The following is a 16,528-nucleotide window of genomic DNA, read 5'->3' as shown; positions in this document are numbered from 1 at the left end:
AATGAAGTCATGAACGTGAAAATGACTGCATATGAATGACAGGTCGGGTTCTGTGGATACCAATGGATTTGCCAGGATGATGCAGACCGTTGTACAATAAATACTGTTAATGTAGAAACGTTGGGGAAATTGCCATTACATAGGGGAATTTGGCGGGAAGGCCAGTTATGGCGCTGAACGCTTTTTATATGCGGTGAGAACCGCAACTTTTTTGTGCCTGTTCGGTAATACATGGATAGAGTCGAACGGGGAGAAGCACATGGATGGGCGAGGAGGGGTCGCACTCAAATGACGGATTCCCAGTTGATTCGAGAGATCAAGGAAGGTAACCTGGAGTTATATTCCGAGCTGATGAGTCGTTATCAGCGTAAAATACTGGCTTTCGTATATCATATGTTGAAAAGTTCCAATATGGAGCTGCTTGCGGAAGATCTCTGTTCTGAGACTTTCTATAAGGCGTTCCGCAGTCTGCACTCTTTCCGTGAGGTGGATGCCTCATTCTCAACCTGGTTATATACCATTGCGAGAAATACGGTACTGAGTGAGCTTCGCAAACAGCGCAGCGGAAATGTCCCACTTGAAGAGAGCGGGATTGTTCCCGTTGCTCCTTCGGAGAATACACCGGAGTATGCTGTACTACGCAGCGAGCGGGTGATGCTGGTTAGGGATGCGATTAACAATTTGCCGGAGAAGCAGCGTTCTGCGATTATACTCCGTGAGTATGATCAACTAGACTACCAAGAGATTGCGAATATTCTTGGGCAGAGCGTCAGTTCTGTGAAATCGCTATTATTCAGAGCAAGATCAAGCGTAAAAACTCAATTGGAACCTTATTTCTTCGAACCGGTGTACGAGCCATATGAAGGGATGAAGAACCGATGAATTGCAATGAAGCCCAGGAACTGTTTGCACTGGTCTGGGACTTGCCGGAAACTCATCCTCAGCGGATTGCATTTCATGCTCATCTCGCTGGTTGTGAAGAGTGCTCCGAGCAGTTTGAGGTCTGGGAAGAAGCTCAGATCTTGCTGCACAGCATTCCGGTTCCAGTGACAGAACAACAAGCAGAGAGAGTGAACCGTAACGTTATGGACCGGATCTACGCGGAGTCTCCATGGTTACTGCCGGAAGAGGTAAAGGTTAATCGTTTCTCTGCTGTGATCCGCAAGCATATGTCTTTGTGGATTGCCGCGTTCCTGGCTATTTTTTTATGCAGCTTTCTGTATATGGCAATGTTTAAGCCAGACGTATCAGAAGCTGAGCAAACCAAAGTTGTTACTACGGGTATCCTGGAGACAGGGGTTGCCGGAAGCGGACCATCGTCCTCTGGCATGTATCAGTACAACATGACTGGAGCGGACAGAGGAAGTATCATAGAACCTTTTGTTGTGAGCATGGGACCTGCTTATCCGCAGTATTGGATGGCCCTCTCTTTACTTGCAATAGGAATGGCGTTATTTTCTCTTGGACGTATGCATCGAACAACGAATAAACGCAAACAAGGTGCGAGTGCATAGGTAATAACCTTTCGTTCGCCGTGTGGAGAAATGAGGGATGTAAGTGCGAATCGGACTTATTCGTCACGGTCTTACAGACTGGAATGCGGCGGGCCGTATACAGGGTCAGACGGATATTCCTCTGAATGGAGAAGGTCGTGAACAGGCAGAGCGCCTGGGAAGACGTCTGCTGACGGAAGAATACCAATGGGACTATATCATCACAAGTGGATTATCGCGGGCACAGGAAACAGGGGAGATTATCTCCAAGCTGTTGAATGTACCTTTGCTTGAGCCGGACGCACGGTTGAAAGAAAGGGCTTTTGGTCAGATTGAAGGTCTGACTTCAGAAGAACGGGTTGCCCGTTGGGGCCAAGCCTGGGAGACATTGGACTTGGGACAGGAGCAGATAGCGGATATCCAGATTCGTGCACTGGCGTTTCTGGAAGATCTATGGTCTGCCTATTCTGACCAAAACGTACTCATTGTCACTCACGGAGCTTTCTTAGCCAACCTTTTAACAGCTTTGTTTAAAGATCGGTATACAGAACGGATTGGAAACCTGTCACTGACGATCCTGGAAAAGGAACGTGATGACTGGAGTCCACTGTTATATAATTGCACACGACATCTGTCTTTGGACACAGCGAAACAACCTGAGTAATCCAACTTGGGTTGTTTTTTTTGCGTTTTATGGGGAAATAAAGACTGTATATGATTTCAAACCTCTCATTTTTCTTCTGATTGACCAACTCGGGGCATAGTATGGTTTAAAACATAAAAGATTTCCAAAAAGAGGTTTAGATTATGGGAATTCCGTCAACGATGTTTACAAAACCAAACTATTTCAGGCTCTGAATCAGTAGTCGAAGTAGTTAACGGGCGAGGCGATGGACCCATGAATCTAGCGGATATGCTTACTTTTGCCGATATTGGCCAGCTTAATCGAATAGCAGACTATTACCAATGTGAATGCAAGCCCAATTCCAAACATGAACTCATCCAGAGTATTCTCACTACATTGGGCAGCAGACCCTTTTTTGAGCAGCAGGTACGTCAACTGAATCAAGCAGATCAGCGCTTTTTGAACAACTTGTTGTTTGATCCTCGCCAGTATTATGGTATGGAAGAACTCATTGCCATAGCCCGTCAATCGATGGACAAAAAGGAGAGTGAGGCTGGCGCGAGTCCACGTGATCTCATCGTTCGCTTCAATAAGAGTGGATGGTTGTTCAATGGGACAACGCAGCAGACCAGATATTTGTATCAGGTACCCCAGGATCTGAAATTAAGATTCAGGGATGTGTTATCCACACATCTGCGAGCAGGGATTACCAAAACAACGGAGCCACCCATGTATCGGGATGAGTATCATCTCTTAGCGGATGATCTCAAGTTGTTTCTGCAGTTTGTCCAGCAGCACGAAATTGCCCTTAACGCTGAAGGCATGATGTACCGTCGCTCTCAACAGCAGATTATGGAGCATCTGCACATTAGTGAGGAATTGGTGGGCAAAGGTGGATGGAGATTCGGATATGGCCGTTCCTTCAAGGATTACCCGGATCGTTTCGCACTTCTCTACGACTATGCATTTCACCATCGGCTGGTTCGTGAGGAGCAAGGCACGCTGAAGTTATCACCAGCTGGAGAAGACAAGCTGGGAGCTGAGAAAACAGCCGAAATGATACAGCTATTTAGGTTTTGGTTAAGATTGTATAAAGGTGCTATTCCCAATCTGTCCTCTATTGTGTATTGGACAGGCGAATGTGCCCAAGAATGGTCAACCGCCGAGTCGCTGTTTCGTCAGATCGGTCCGTTCATTCAGCCGTTTTACTATGATACGGCCGAGGCCATTTATGATAACAGAATTGTTAAAATGATGTTGCATCTTGGCATGGTCCGTATTGGGGAACATGAGGAAGGCAGGACTATACAAATGACAGCCTGGGGCACACGTCTTGCTGCATCCTGTCGCTCCATCTCAGGAGACATTACGCCTATTATGTTTGACAAGTGAAGGACAAGTTGCTAAAATCACTCCCAAATTAAGGAGTGATAATAATGATAATTCCATACAAAGGTCTACAACCTCAGTTACATCCTTCGGTATATATGGCTGAAGGTGCAAAACTGATCGGTGATTTGAGAATGGGAGAAGAGTCTTCCGTCTGGTTCAATGCAGTCCTTCGGGCTGATTTGGCTCCTATTATCATTGGAAAGCGCTGTAATATTCAAGATAATGTTGTCGGGCATGTCAATACTGATCAACCTTTGATTGTGGGAGATGATGTCTCAGTAGGACATACAGCGATCATTCATGGTTGTTGTATTGGAACAGGATCATTAATCGGCATGGGAGCCATTCTGCTGAATGGAGCCGATATTGGCGAATATACGCTGATTGGAGCCGGTTCTGTTGTTACTGAGAATAGTAAAATTCCGCCCTATACTCTTGCTTTGGGGACACCTGCCAAAGTGATACGTGAGCTGACTGATGCCGATCTGGAGCGGATGTCCAGAACTTCACTGGGTTATGTTACCAAAGGAAAAGAATATAGGAGCTCTTAAATCCGTTTTGGAGGTGCATCCTATTGGATAAAATGAAAGTTACGTATGAAGTCATGTTGGGGCTGGCAGCTGAGATGGTTTGGGACGAAGCGCTTCGCAAACAGCGCAGCGAGAAGCTCTATTTGGAAATCGATAAAGCGTTAGCTACCGGAGACGAAGTAGCTTTCCGGAGTCTGACGGATGAACTGAGGACCATAAACTGATTAGCAAAATAGTTCCTTTCTGAGATAAAAGGGAATGCGCAGATGCGTGTTTCCTTTTTTTGATATGTGTAATTCCGAAATGAATGTCTGGATTTATAAGATATAGTCATATATAATATGGGAATAAAATGGATAGAGAGGGGATATAGGGAATTGAAATTCAGTGAGATGACTCAAGACAGCTGGGCTGAACTGCAACTCTATCTGGATACATGCCTTATTCCATACACAGCTCTTAGCGGTGAGCAGTCGCCAGTTGAAGCTACCGAGGCGTTGGAGCGGCTGAGAGATTTTCTGGATCTGGTCGAAATTCCTTTCAAAGGGAGAATCATGACTTATCCAGCCTTTCATTATGCTAATTCGGAATTGTCAATGACATTAAATTCCTTGTCCGAACAGCTTAAATCCTCAGGATTCAAATATGTGGTTATTATGTCATCAGATGGTCATTTGGACGGCGTGGAAATTCCAGCTGCTGATCTGGTTTTGAGTCGGTCCGTCTTAACTCATGAGGTCGGAGAAGAAGGGATTGCGAGATTTATAGGGGAAAAGATACGAGAGTTGTGGAAAAAATAGTTTTTAGCGACAAATGTGACAATTTTACAACAATTTTTTAATAACGCTTACAATTGAACCTTAAAAATGTGTGACAAATTCTTGACGGTGTTCTAGGGCTACTATATGATTATGTATGTTCTAGTAAGTCGTGGAATTTATGAAAATGAAAACGTTTGAGAGAGTTGGCTGAAAAAGGGGGTTGGAGACAGTATGAGCAGTGAGCATGACCACGAAGCTTCATTGAAATTGCCAAGCCGCATGGAGATGTCACGCAGGCAGTTTTTGACGTACACGCTTGGTGGAGCTACAGCCTACATGGCCGCCGGTGCAATCCTTCCTATGGTCCGTTTTGCGGTGGACCCGATTTTGCAACATAAGGGAGAAGGCACCTCTGTCAAAGTAGCTGAAATCAGCAAAATTACGAATGAGCCTCAAGAATTCACCTTTGAACTTAAACAACAGGATGGTTGGTATCTGAGTAATGCATCGTTAGTGGCGTGGATTCGCAAAGACGAGCAGGGTAAAATTTATGCACTCTCACCTATCTGTAAACATCTGGGATGTACAGTAGGCTGGAATAGTGACAAGCAGTACCCTGACGAGTATCATTGCCCCTGCCATGGCGCGCACTATGACAAGGAAGGGAAGAATCTTGCCGTAGCCCCCAAACCGCTGGATGAGTACGTAGTCAAGGAAGAGCAGGGTTGGGTATATCTGGGCGACATTGTTCCGAACACCCGAGTGAATTAGGAGGCGTGAACGCAGATGTTTAAAAATGTCTATGACTGGATTGACGAGCGTCTTGACATCACGCCAATCTGGCGGGACGTTGCGGATCATGAAGTTCCAGAGCATGTAAATCCGGCTCATCACTTTTCCGCATTCGTGTACTGCTTTGGTGGCTTGACGTTCTTTATTACTGTTATTCAGATTCTGTCAGGCATGTTCCTGACCATGTATTATGTACCTGATATTATCAATGCCTACGCAAGTGTGGAGTACCTTCAGACCAAAGTAGCCTTCGGCCAAATTGTTCGCGGCATGCACCACTGGGGAGCCAGTCTGGTTATCGTAATGATGTTCTTACATACGATGCGTGTGTTCTTTACAGGCTCTTACAAGGCACCGCGTGAAATGAACTGGGTTGTCGGCATGCTGATCTTTTTCGTCATGTTGGGCCTGGGGCTGACAGGGTACTTGTTGCCATGGGATAACAAAGCCTATTTTGCAACAAAAGTAACACTGGAGATTGCCAATACGGTTCCTTGGCTGGGACCGATTATTAAAGAATTCCTGCAAGGCGGTACGATTGTTGGTGCACAGACACTAACCCGATTCTTTGCCCTGCACGTATTCTTCCTCCCCGCTGTGCTTCTGGTGCTTCTGGTCGGACACTTTATCATGATCCGCAGACAGGGCATTTCGGGACCACTATAAACTGAGAAGGGAGGAATCGCAATGGCTCACGGACATAAGAAGGATGATGAGGAAAAGGTTATCTTTGTCGGTGATTCACGGGTCCGTAAAGGGGCGGGATTTATTACCCCTCCTGATTACACGGCGTATCCCGGCAAATCAGAAGCCTTTATCCCCAACTTCCTGCTGAAAGAATGGATGGTTGGTGTCGTTGTATTGGTGGGGATTCTGGTTCTCACGATCTCAGAACCTGCACCTTTAGGCTATCCGGCTAATCCGAGCGCATCCGTAATTCCTATGCCGGACTGGTACTTCCTTTTTCTGTATCAGTACTTGAAGTATCCATACGCATCGGGCGATTACGTTCTGCTCGGGGTACTGGGGGTCAGCGGAGTTGCTTTTGGAGCTTTGCTACTGGCACCATTCCTGGATACAGGCAAGGAGCGGCGTTTCTATAAACGCCCAATTGCTTCATCACTGATGATTTTGTCGGTCATTTCTGTATTCTACCTGACAAATGTAGCGTGGACGCACTACGAGCATGAGTTGGAAGCAAGTGGACAGAAGCCTGAACACATTCAACGTGAAGAAGAAGCGCTGGAGAGGCGTGAACAGGGACTCCCACCCGTTTCCAATGCACCTGGACAGCAAGAAGAAGTTGCGATCGTGGAACAGGATGATCCTGCAATGGAAACGTACAAGAAGGCTGGATGTATTGGTTGCCATGCGGCTGATATGAAGGGCGCAACTGGACCTTCGCTTCGAGGCATAGGTGACAAGCACAGCCAGGAAGAGATTCTGACCATTATCAAAGAAGGTTACAATGCAATGCAACCTCAGTACAATAATGCTATTGCTCAAGGTGTCACGGATGAAGAGATCACTCATCTGACCGAATGGCTTGCGAAACAGAAAGCAGAACAGTAAAATCGAAATAACCAATGAAACCTGATCGTTTATGCGGTCAGGTTTTTTTGAAGTGTTTTTTTGGACAGCACTGTATCGTGCACAATATTGATGAAGGAAGGGGCAGGGAATGTGGCTTTATCGTATTTCTGGAGTAGGGAATTTCTAACCAATCGTTATTTCCTGTGGCTATTATTTTGGTGTAATGCGGTAGGAACGGTATACGGATACATCTGGTACGGAGAGCAAATGAAATTGACGCTGGCTGAGCAGCCGGTGTGGCAGATCGTATTTGTGCCAGATAGCCCAACAGCGAGTTTGTTTTTTACTTTAGCGTTGTTATGGGTGTTGTACCCACCGCGGTCCATCATTATCAAACGGATCGGACATGTGATTCAGGCGCTTGCCGTGGTCACATCTGTGAAATATGGCGTGTGGGCGGTGTCCATTATTTTCGCTGGCTGGATGCAAGGTGGTACACAGCACTGGCAAGACTGGATGTTGATTGCTTCGCATAGTGCGATGGCCATAGAAGCTCTAATTTTTGTACGCTTTTTCGGTTTCCGCTGGACTTCCCTTGTCGTTGCAGGTCTTTGGACGCTGTTGAACGATACGATGGATTATACATATGATATTTACCCTTGGTTACCCGCTTCCCTCTATGATCATGTAGATGGTGTGCGTAATTTCACATTCGGACTGACACTGGTAAGCATTCTGTGCGCGTGGCTGGCCTTAAGACAGGCGAAACGAACCTGATATCCGATCTTGAGCTTGTTCTAATGAACTGTCCCCCGCCATACATTGGTGGTGGGAGGGATGTCCATGAAGAGAACGTTTGGGATCAAAACTGGCTTATTGGTGGTATCGTTTATAGCTATAATGCTGTGGACGAACTTAGCATATCGTGTATCCGCGCAAAGTGAAGCATTGAATTCGAATTCAGATCAGCAAGTGTCCACAAGCAATTCAATTGCACAACTGAATGAGGAAGCAGCCATATTGTATCGTCAGGCGCTGGAGAATAATATTGAAGAAGTGCGCGGAAGCATTCTGCGTATCAGTAAAAGTCTGGAGCATATCTCCTTTGAGGGACAAACAACAGTTGAGGGCATTCACGCCTTGTCCGAAACCATAGTTGAAGTGAAACAAGCCGTTGTGAAGGTGAAAAATGACGATGCTTCTCTTCAGCAGTCCTCAGCCAAGCTTAGACTTGCAGCAGATAGTCTCGCGAATCCAACCAGGCCTTTATGGCTTCAGTATTATAAAATCGTGAAAAACGATCTGGACGCTTTATCCGCTGCTACAAATCAAGGGCAAACTGCGGCCGTACTGGCAAACCGCTACACCGTTCTGGAGGAGCATTATGAGACGATTCGTCCTGCCGCACTGATTCGCCGTGAACCGTATGAAATTGCTCAGATAGACGCCTGGTTATCTCATACCAAAGGGCTTACCGCTGCCAAGCAACCTGATCTGGCTCAATTAAAGAGCATGGTTGGCCATGGGGAGGAACTGGTGAACAAGTTGTTTGGTCGCGAGAAGGATGAGAGTGCCTTTGTACCGTTTGTACAGGGTCCCGATCGCAGGGCAGCCGGGCTGCTGATTAGTTCGGTCATTGTGGCGACGTTAAGTTACGCCGGATATCGTAAATATCGTGCGCAGCAGCAGGGGATTTTTCCTTTTCGACGTTAATAGAACATGAACTTAATCGTGGTGTATAAGTGGTATATAAAAAAAGACCTCTTTCCGCATGAATAGCCACGTTAACGGCTCTTCATGTAAAAAGAGGTTTTCTTGTAGTTTCTGTGTTATATCAGCTTTCTTTGAATCCTTCGCCATGTACATCGTGAACATCGCTGATGATGACAAAAGCTCTCGGGTCAATGGAACGTACAATGGTCTGCAATCGCCTGAACTCTTGCCTGGAGATCACGCAGTAGGCCATGTGTTTGGCCTGTTTAGAGTACGCGCCAATGGCTGGAATGAGGGTGACGCCACGATCCATATCCCGTGTGATCTGGTCCGCAATCTCGGGTGCATGGTCACTAATGATCATAAATGCCCGGGCAGAATATGCACCTTCCTGAATAAAGTCGATGACTTTGGAGGCGATGAATACAGCTACAAGCGTATACAGAATTTTTTCTTTGGGGATGTAGATGAGAGAGAGCCCGATAATGACAAAGTCGATGCCCAGTAATACTCGGCCCATGCTCCATCCATACTTGCGGTTCAGAATACGGGCAATGATGTCTGAACCGCCCGTCGTTCCGCCCCAACGGAATACAATGCCAAGGCCGGCTCCAAGGGTGACACCTGCATATAGGGCTGCGAGCAGGAGGTCATTCTCGGTATGTAATGGTTCAATCCAGCCCAGATGAATCAACTTCTCAAACAACCATAGAAAAACGGTCAGTGCCCCGATTCCGATACCCGTATAGATCATCTGTCTGCCGCCCAAAATTTTGAGCCCAATCAGAAAGAGGGGAACATTCAGAATCAAGGTTGTAAGTGAAGGTGAGATGCCAAAAGCGTAATTGATCAGCACCGTAACCCCGGTGAGGCCACCTTCCATAAGCTGGTTGGGGATAATGAAATAGAGGAGCCCAAAGGCATATAAGGCTGTACCCAGTACGATGGGAAGAACCAGTTTAACTTGTATCCAGGTTTTGGCAGTGCTCATAAGATCCCTCGCTGTAGATAAATTAGAATGAAGAAGCAATCATTCCCATCTAGTATACCTGTTTATTGATTCTTTAAAAATGATTTGTCGCTGATGATGGTGGAAGTGAATCTAAATAACTGATATTATTAGGAACAAATACGACATCATTTCAAAGGAGAATCCGTTCTCATGGAGAAAAGCATCGCAGAAATGCAGCGTGAGGTTGATCAGTATATCTCCCAGTTCAAGGAGGGGTACTTCAGTCCTCTGGCCATGTTGGCCCGGATGTCTGAAGAGGTTGGGGAGCTCGCCAGGGAAGTGAATCATGAATTCGGCGAGAAGCCGAAGAAATCTTCCGAAGCAGCCAATTCCATTGAACTTGAGCTTGGAGATATTTTATTTATCACGATTTGTTTTGCGAACTCACTGGGAATTGATCTGGCTGAGGCGCACGATAAAGTCATGCATAAATTTAACACCCGCGATGCCAATCGGTGGACTCCCAAAAACACCGATTAGGCGTAGATTACATATGCTGTACCATCACCCGATCGGGGAGGGTCAGCTTAATGATGAAACCGGAAGAATATATGCAGCAGGCTTACCGCTGTATATTGCAAAATGATTTTGAGCAGGCGATTCGTTGGTTCGAGTCAGCCATTCACGCTCATCCAAAACATGCGGAGTTATATTATCGCTGTTCCATTACACACGCCCGCAGCAAACATCTGGTTCCAGCGCTTGAATATGCGCGCAAGTCGGTTGAATTGTCGCCAGGAACAGAAGAGTATATTTTGCATCTGCAGACGTTGGAAGCAAAACAATTGACCTCCAGAGCGAAGTTGCTGTTGGAGCAGGCGGGTATTGCAACACAGGAGCGCTATGTGGAAGCGTCTACGCTTCTGCAAGAAGCGGTCAAACTTGATCCGCTCTCAGTGGAAGCTCATGTTATGCTTGCGCTGGCTTACAGTGATTTGAATGAATTTAACTATGCAATTCAGGCGCTGCGTGAGGCAATTTTGCTGGATCCGCAGAATGGGCAACTGCATCAGATGTTACAGGAAATCAAGCAACGTATGAAATCCATTCAATAAGAATTCATTTTGCAAAGATTTCTTTCGAGTTGAAATGGATTCTACGATATGATCCAACATAGTGAGGAGATGCAGTCAATATGAGTGAAGTAATAAGAGTTGCCGTGATCGGAGCGGCTGGCCGTATGGGCCGTGAAGTTGTGAAATTGGTACTTCAGGACCCGGAATTGGAGCTTGCAGCGGCTGTCAACCGCTCCGGAGCAGGCACGGATGCAGGAACCCTTGTTGGTTTGCCAGAGTGTGGGGTGTTGGTGACTGATGATATCGAAATGGCTTTTGCCGAAACAAAACCTCAAGTTATGGTTGATTTTACAGTACCACAATTTGCGTTTGCACATACTGAGATCGCGATCCGTCATGGAGTCAGACCTGTCATGGGTGTTACCGGCTTCACGCCGGAGCAGATCGAACAGTTGGACAAGCAGTGCCAGGACAAAGGAATTGGAGGGCTTATTGCCCCTAACTTCTCGATTGGTGCCATTCTGATGATGCGATTCGCAGCACAGGCTGCCAAACATATGCCAAATGTGGAGATTATCGAATATCATGGGGATCAGAAGCTGGATGCTCCTTCAGGAACTGCGATCAAAACAGCGGAACTGATTGCTGCCAATCGGGAAGAACTTCGTCAAGGTAATCCGAATGAGGAAGAAACGATTGAAGGATCACGCGGCGGGTATTACAATGGCTTCCGAATTCACAGTGTACGATTGCCTGGTGTATTCGCGCAGCAGGAAGTTGTTTTCGGAGATTATGGACAGTCACTCAAAATTCGGCATGACTCCTACGAGCGCGCAGGTTATATGCCTGGTGTTAAGATTGGTGTGCAAAAGGTTATGGAGTATACAGGAATGATCTACGGATTTGACCACTTTATCGACTAAAGGAGATTGTCATGTTGAAAATAGCATTTATCGCCCATGATCGTAAAAAAGAAGAGATGGTTAACTTCGTGACGGCATATGAGCCTGTGTTTACGGACCATCAATTATATTCTACAGGAACAACAGGCCTTCGTATTATGGAAGGAACGTCTCTGAAGATTCATCGATTCGAATCAGGCCCATTGGGCGGAGATCAGCAGATTGGAGCTTTGGTTGCGCAAAATGAGATGGATCTGATTATTTTCTTGCGCGATCCATTGATGGCACAACCTCACGAGCCGGATATTAATGCGTTGCTACGTCTTTGTGATGTGCAGGGAATTCCACTTGCCACCAATATCGCAACCGCTGAGATTCTGGTTAAGGCTCTGGATCGTGGCGATTTTGCCTGGAGAGAGCTGGTACATAAGTACAAGCCGGAGGCTGGATTGAATTCAGGTGATTCCGAATGAGTCTGGATATTCTCATCTTTGGAGCACATGCAGACGACGCGGAGATTGGTATGGGTGGAACGATTGCCAAACATACCGCTGCCGGCTTGAAAGTAGGCGTGTGTGATCTGACTCGTGCTGAGATGTCTTCCAACGGAACAGTAGAGCGCAGAACCGAGGAAGCGGAGCAAGCCTCCCGCGTCCTCGGTCTTTCGTGTCGAACGAATCTGGGGCTTCCTGATCGTGGCTTGTATCTTACGCCTGAACATGTACAGGCGGTGACGGCTGAGATACGACGTCATGCCCCTCGGATGGTGTTTGCTCCGTATTGGGAAGATCGTCATCCGGATCATGTCAATTGCAGTAAGCTTGTGCAGGAGGCTGTATTTAACGCTAAGCTTCGCAACTATATGCCTGACATGCCTGCCTTGCAGGTGAAGGAACTTTATTTTTACTTTATTAATGACATCGGACCTACGGATTTGATTGTTGATATTACGGAACACTATGAGCAAAAAGAAGCATCACTACTCTCTTATCGTTCCCAATTCGAACTGGGAGACGGAGCGGTCTCAACGCCATTGAATCAAGGGTATATTGATCGTGTAAGAGCCCGCGATTCCTTGCTCGGACAACGCAGTCTCATCCCGTTTGCAGAAGGTTTTGCTACAATTACACCTTACGTGGTTCATCAATTTGGCTCGGGTGCCCAATAAGCGATTTCACATTTTACGTTTAATGAAACGAAGGGTTTCATTATTCCATTGCATTATATCAACCTGCATGAAGCGGGAGATCAAAGGAGCGTCCACAGGATGGATAAAAAGCTAAAAATCGGCATCACCTGTTATCCGTCCCTCGGCGGGTCTGGCGTTGTCGCAACGGAACTGGGCAAATTACTTGCCGAACAGGGGCATCAGGTTCATTTTATTGCCAACAGTATCCCGTTCAGACTGGGTACGTTCCAGAAAAATATTTTTTATCACGAAGTTGAAGTAAATGATTATTATGTTTTCCGTTACCCTCCGTATGACCTGTCACTGGCAACAAAGATGGCTCAGGTGGCTAAGTCACAGCAGCTAGATCTGCTGCATGTTCATTATGCCGTGCCACACGCAGTATGTGCCTTTCTGGCGAAACAAATGGTAGGGGACGGCCTTAAAGTGGTTACCACGTTACATGGAACGGATATTACGGTTCTGGCTCAGGATGAATCTCTGAAGGATCTGATCCGTCTAGCCATTAATGAAAGTGACGCGGTTACTGCCGTATCACAAGATTTGATTCGAGAAACGGTCGAATTGCTGGATATTCAGCGTCCAATCGATCTAACCTATAATTTTATTGACAAACGAATATATTATCCGCGGGATGCTGCCAGTCTGCGAAGAGACTTTGCTACGCCTGACGAAAAAATATTAATGCACATCTCCAATTTCCGACCGGTGAAAAGAACTCAGGATGTGGTAGAGGTCTTCCGTCAGGTACAGGAGCAGGTTCCTGCCAAACTGTTATTTGTTGGTGAAGGACCTGATTTGCCGAAGATGCAATGGAAAATTAATGATCTCGGCTTGAATGATAAAGTTCATTTCCTTGGCAAACAGGATGACATTGCTCAGGTCATCTCCATGGCGGACGTGTTGATGCTTCCATCGGAGAAGGAAAGTTTCGGACTTGTGGCGCTCGAAGCAATGGCTTGTGGCGTACCCACGATCGGTTCACAGGCCGGAGGAATTCCGGAACTGGTCTTACATGGTAAGACGGGTTACTTATCCGCGATTGGGGATACACAATCCATGGCCGAGAACACCATTCGTTTGTTGACGGACGATCGTTTGGCTGCTGAGTTCAGGGAAGCATGTCTTCAGCGCGCGCATCACGACTTTTGCAATGATGCTATTCGGCATGAATATGAACAGATATATTACCGGGTGTTGGGAAGGGAAGTTCCGAATCTGAAGCCGGTTTGCGGTTAATCATTTCTTAGACGAAATCATACTGTGCATACCACAACAGGCAAGAGAAGAGGTGATATGTGGTGGTTCAATGGACACAGGTAGATCGTGAAATGGCAATGCAAAGTGAGAATGTACTCACAACATTAAACAAACATGGCTACAAGGCATATTGGGTAGGTGGTTGCGTTCGTGACGAATTGCTGGAACGTGTTGTGGACGATATGGATATCACGACATCTGCTTCTCCTGAGCAAGTCATGGAACTGTTTGACGATTGTATTCCTACAGGTTTGCAACACGGTACGGTTACCGTTCGTTCAGGCGGTTATTACTTTGAAGTGACCACATTTCGAACAGAATCCGAATATCAGGATAATCGCAGACCTGCTGCGGTTCAATTTGTTCAGGATATCAAGGAAGACTTACAGCGGCGTGACTTCACGATGAACGCTCTTGCTATGGACGTCACTGGGACAATCGTTGACCCGTTCGGTGGACAGGCAGATATCAAGGAAGAGCGAGTCAGATGTGTGGGTTCTGCGATGGAACGATTTGGTGAAGATGCACTGCGGATGCTCCGCTGTGTCCGGTTTGCTTCCGTATTTGATTTCAAAATTGCCCATAACACGTGGAAGGGTCTTGTAAGGCAGAAAGACCTGCTTCAACATATAGCAATGGAACGGGTACGTACCGAGATGGTAAAAATGATGTCTGGACCGCATCCTTTAAGAGGGTTGGAGCTGTTATACAGAAGTGATTCCCTTGCGCATATCAAAGCGCCGGTAAGCTCGACCCGATTTAACAAGATGTTGTTATCCAATTTGGAACAATTGTCAGGTCAGCATGTGTTGCTTCGTTGGTCACTCATCCTGATTGCTGGCGGTTATAGCAAGGATGAAGCAGATGTATTATTACGTCAGTGGACATTTTCCAATGAACATCGTTCTCGTATAACAGGGGTCCTCCAGGTGGAACAGTTGATTCATACTTCCGTGCAGGAGCCGAAGGATACGGTCAGTCTCCGTTCCGATTGGATCGTTACTGTTCTGGCTTGTGGCGTTCAGGCGGCGGATGATTGGCTTCGAATACAGTCTGCACTGCCAGCAGAATGGCGGAATCAGTCCGAACCGGCAGAAATGCAGGTTGTATTAGTACAAGAGCTTGCAGCCGAATGGAGTCAATCGATCCCTGTGCATGACTTGAAAGAGTTGGATATTACAGGGGAACAAGTGTTACAAATGGTGCAGCGCAAAGGCGGACCTTGGCTGGGGCAACTAATGAAACATTTGTTACGAGAAACGGCGATTGGAACGATAGCGAATCAGCATGAAGCACTAAGTGCAGAAGTGAAGCGGGTGGTTCAAGATGACCAAACATGAAGATCTGTTACATATGTTATTAAATGCAGAAGGACGATTCGTATCGGGTGAAGAGATCAGCCGTAATCTGTCCATCAGTCGGACCGCTGTGTGGAAACATGTGAACAAGTTGCGAGACATGGGTTATGAGTTTGAAGCGGTATCCCGCAAAGGATACCGTCTGGTAACGAAGCCGGATAGCATTGACGCTACTGGCCTCCAATTGGCCCTGGATACAACCGTATTTGGCCGTAAGGCTGTTTTGTTGGCTTCGACCCTGTCTACGCAAGGGGATGTTCTCAAGCTAGCTGAGCAAGGGCAGGCAGAAGGCGCTGTGGTCATTGCGGAAGAACAAACAGGAGGAAGAGGACGTTTCGGTCGACAGTGGTTCTCTCCTCCGGGTAAAGGAATCTGGATGAGTGTCCTGTTACGCCCTGATCTACCACTTCAGCATACGCCGCAGCTAACTTTATTAACAGGAGTGGCTGTATGTCGTGCCGTTCGAGCTTGTTCAGGAGCTGATGCGGGCATCAAATGGCCAAATGATGTGTTGATTGACGGACGCAAGGTATGTGGCATATTGCTTGAATCTACGGTAGAAGATCATGAAGTCAGATACTGTATCGCAGGTATAGGCGTTGACGTGAACTTTGATCCCGAGGATTATCCGGAAGATCTGACCACAATCGCTACTTCGCTCAAGATGGAGACGGGTCAATCCGTTGATCGCACCAAACTAACGGCTGCCATTTTGACGGAGCTTGAACAGTTGTATTTTTTGTATCAAAAAGAAGGATTTGGCGTGATCTCAGCTCTATGGGAGGCCCTGTCCGTATCGATGAATCGAGAGATTACAGTGACGAATCCTCATGGTGTCATTGAAGGGAAGGCAATTGGTCTTGACCCTTCTGGTGCACTTATCGTGGAGAAGCACGATGGAGAACATACGCTAATCATCTCTGGTGAGATTTCCTGGAAATCATAAACAATT

21 protein-coding genes are annotated in these 16,528 nt (G+C 46.6%); 20 read left to right on the top strand and 1 reads right to left on the bottom strand.

Features of this window, described 5'->3' with window-relative positions; all coding sequences use genetic code 11:
* Nucleotides 1–288 precede the first annotated feature (288 nt).
* The 12 genes from C161_RS18975 (at nucleotide 289) to C161_RS18920 (ending at nucleotide 8,839) form a co-directional block, all read left to right on the top strand.
* Complete coding sequence (locus C161_RS18975) at nucleotides 289–882, top strand: RNA polymerase sigma factor (protein WP_036607662.1); 594 nt, start codon at nucleotides 289–291, stop codon at nucleotides 880–882.
* Nucleotides 879–1,514 (top strand): anti-sigma factor family protein, encoded by a 636-nt coding sequence (locus C161_RS18970; RefSeq protein ID WP_036607660.1) that lies wholly within the window; start codon nucleotides 879–881, stop codon nucleotides 1,512–1,514. Before C161_RS18975 ends, C161_RS18970 begins: the two co-directional genes overlap by 4 nt.
* Before the next feature lie 43 nt (nucleotides 1,515–1,557).
* On the top strand, nucleotides 1,558–2,157 hold the full coding sequence (locus C161_RS18965) for a histidine phosphatase family protein (RefSeq protein WP_036607658.1): 600 nt from the start codon (nucleotides 1,558–1,560) through the stop codon (nucleotides 2,155–2,157).
* A gap of 234 nt (nucleotides 2,158–2,391) precedes the next feature.
* The gene (locus C161_RS18960; RefSeq protein WP_036607656.1) at nucleotides 2,392–3,510 is read left to right on the top strand and encodes a hypothetical protein; all 1,119 of its coding nucleotides are present in this window, start codon (nucleotides 2,392–2,394) and stop codon (nucleotides 3,508–3,510) included.
* A 44-nt stretch (nucleotides 3,511–3,554) separates the two neighbouring features.
* The gene (locus tag C161_RS18955; RefSeq protein WP_036607653.1) at nucleotides 3,555–4,061 is read left to right on the top strand and encodes a gamma carbonic anhydrase family protein; all 507 of its coding nucleotides are present in this window, start codon (nucleotides 3,555–3,557) and stop codon (nucleotides 4,059–4,061) included.
* Between the two features lie 23 nt (nucleotides 4,062–4,084).
* Nucleotides 4,085–4,264, top strand: coding sequence for an IDEAL domain-containing protein (locus C161_RS18950; protein ID WP_017687723.1), 180 nt, complete (start codon nucleotides 4,085–4,087; stop codon nucleotides 4,262–4,264).
* 153 nt (nucleotides 4,265–4,417) lie between these two features.
* Nucleotides 4,418–4,840, top strand: a complete 423-nt coding sequence (locus C161_RS18945; protein WP_036607650.1) for a DUF2487 family protein — start codon at nucleotides 4,418–4,420, stop codon at nucleotides 4,838–4,840.
* 192 nt (nucleotides 4,841–5,032) lie between these two features.
* On the top strand, nucleotides 5,033–5,572 hold the full coding sequence (locus C161_RS18940; protein WP_036607648.1) for a QcrA and Rieske domain-containing protein: 540 nt from the start codon (nucleotides 5,033–5,035) through the stop codon (nucleotides 5,570–5,572).
* 15 nt (nucleotides 5,573–5,587) lie between these two features.
* Complete coding sequence (gene qcrB / locus C161_RS18935; RefSeq protein WP_017687726.1) at nucleotides 5,588–6,259, top strand: menaquinol-cytochrome c reductase cytochrome b subunit; 672 nt, start codon at nucleotides 5,588–5,590, stop codon at nucleotides 6,257–6,259.
* 21 nt (nucleotides 6,260–6,280) lie between these two features.
* Nucleotides 6,281–7,165 carry a menaquinol-cytochrome c reductase cytochrome b/c subunit gene (locus C161_RS18930; RefSeq protein WP_036607643.1) on the top strand — a complete coding sequence of 295 codons (885 nt, stop codon included), beginning with the start codon at nucleotides 6,281–6,283 and terminating at the stop codon, nucleotides 7,163–7,165.
* A gap of 111 nt (nucleotides 7,166–7,276) precedes the next feature.
* Nucleotides 7,277–7,903, top strand: coding sequence for a DUF1405 domain-containing protein (locus C161_RS18925; RefSeq protein ID WP_036607641.1), 627 nt, complete (start codon nucleotides 7,277–7,279; stop codon nucleotides 7,901–7,903).
* A 66-nt stretch (nucleotides 7,904–7,969) separates the two neighbouring features.
* Nucleotides 7,970–8,839 (top strand): sporulation protein YpjB, encoded by an 870-nt coding sequence (locus C161_RS18920; RefSeq protein WP_051449812.1) that lies wholly within the window; start codon nucleotides 7,970–7,972, stop codon nucleotides 8,837–8,839.
* A 121-nt stretch (nucleotides 8,840–8,960) separates the two neighbouring features.
* On the opposite strand, the gene C161_RS18915 is transcribed toward C161_RS18920, so the two are convergent.
* Nucleotides 8,961–9,830 carry a YitT family protein gene (locus C161_RS18915; protein WP_036607636.1) on the bottom strand — a complete coding sequence of 290 codons (870 nt, stop codon included), beginning with the start codon at nucleotides 9,828–9,830 and terminating at the stop codon, nucleotides 8,961–8,963.
* Nucleotides 9,831–10,001: 171 nt separating this feature from the next.
* Between C161_RS18915 and C161_RS18910 the strand changes: the two genes are divergently transcribed.
* The 8 genes from C161_RS18910 to C161_RS18875 all read left to right on the top strand — a co-directional run bounded on the left by C161_RS18910 (nucleotide 10,002) and on the right by C161_RS18875 (nucleotide 16,522).
* The gene (locus tag C161_RS18910) at nucleotides 10,002–10,331 is read left to right on the top strand and encodes a nucleotide pyrophosphohydrolase (protein ID WP_017687732.1); all 330 of its coding nucleotides are present in this window, start codon (nucleotides 10,002–10,004) and stop codon (nucleotides 10,329–10,331) included.
* Nucleotides 10,332–10,381: 50 nt separating this feature from the next.
* Nucleotides 10,382–10,906, top strand: coding sequence for a tetratricopeptide repeat protein (locus C161_RS18905; protein ID WP_084650368.1), 525 nt, complete (start codon nucleotides 10,382–10,384; stop codon nucleotides 10,904–10,906).
* Between the two features lie 80 nt (nucleotides 10,907–10,986).
* Nucleotides 10,987–11,790, top strand: a complete 804-nt coding sequence (gene dapB / locus C161_RS18900) for a 4-hydroxy-tetrahydrodipicolinate reductase (RefSeq protein WP_036607633.1) — start codon at nucleotides 10,987–10,989, stop codon at nucleotides 11,788–11,790.
* Between the two features lie 11 nt (nucleotides 11,791–11,801).
* Nucleotides 11,802–12,242, top strand: a complete 441-nt coding sequence (mgsA, locus tag C161_RS18895) for a methylglyoxal synthase (RefSeq protein WP_017687735.1) — start codon at nucleotides 11,802–11,804, stop codon at nucleotides 12,240–12,242.
* The gene (gene bshB1 / locus C161_RS18890) at nucleotides 12,239–12,937 is read left to right on the top strand and encodes a bacillithiol biosynthesis deacetylase BshB1 (RefSeq protein ID WP_036672011.1); all 699 of its coding nucleotides are present in this window, start codon (nucleotides 12,239–12,241) and stop codon (nucleotides 12,935–12,937) included. Before mgsA ends, bshB1 begins: the two co-directional genes overlap by 4 nt.
* 99 nt (nucleotides 12,938–13,036) lie before the next feature.
* On the top strand, nucleotides 13,037–14,197 hold the full coding sequence (bshA, locus tag C161_RS18885; RefSeq protein WP_036672009.1) for an N-acetyl-alpha-D-glucosaminyl L-malate synthase BshA: 1,161 nt from the start codon (nucleotides 13,037–13,039) through the stop codon (nucleotides 14,195–14,197).
* A gap of 62 nt (nucleotides 14,198–14,259) precedes the next feature.
* On the top strand, nucleotides 14,260–15,558 hold the full coding sequence (locus C161_RS18880; protein ID WP_036672006.1) for a CCA tRNA nucleotidyltransferase: 1,299 nt from the start codon (nucleotides 14,260–14,262) through the stop codon (nucleotides 15,556–15,558).
* On the top strand, nucleotides 15,545–16,522 hold the full coding sequence (locus C161_RS18875) for a biotin--[acetyl-CoA-carboxylase] ligase (protein ID WP_036672005.1): 978 nt from the start codon (nucleotides 15,545–15,547) through the stop codon (nucleotides 16,520–16,522). The genes C161_RS18880 and C161_RS18875 overlap by 14 nt, the downstream gene beginning before the upstream one ends.
* Nucleotides 16,523–16,528 lie beyond the last annotated feature (6 nt).

It is taken from the genome of Paenibacillus sp. FSL R5-192, assembly GCF_000517845.1.
GTDB classification, from domain to species: domain Bacteria; phylum Bacillota; class Bacilli; order Paenibacillales; family Paenibacillaceae; genus Paenibacillus; species Paenibacillus amylolyticus.
Note: the sequence above shows the minus strand (reverse complement) of the source record. Positions and strands in the feature narration are given on the sequence as shown.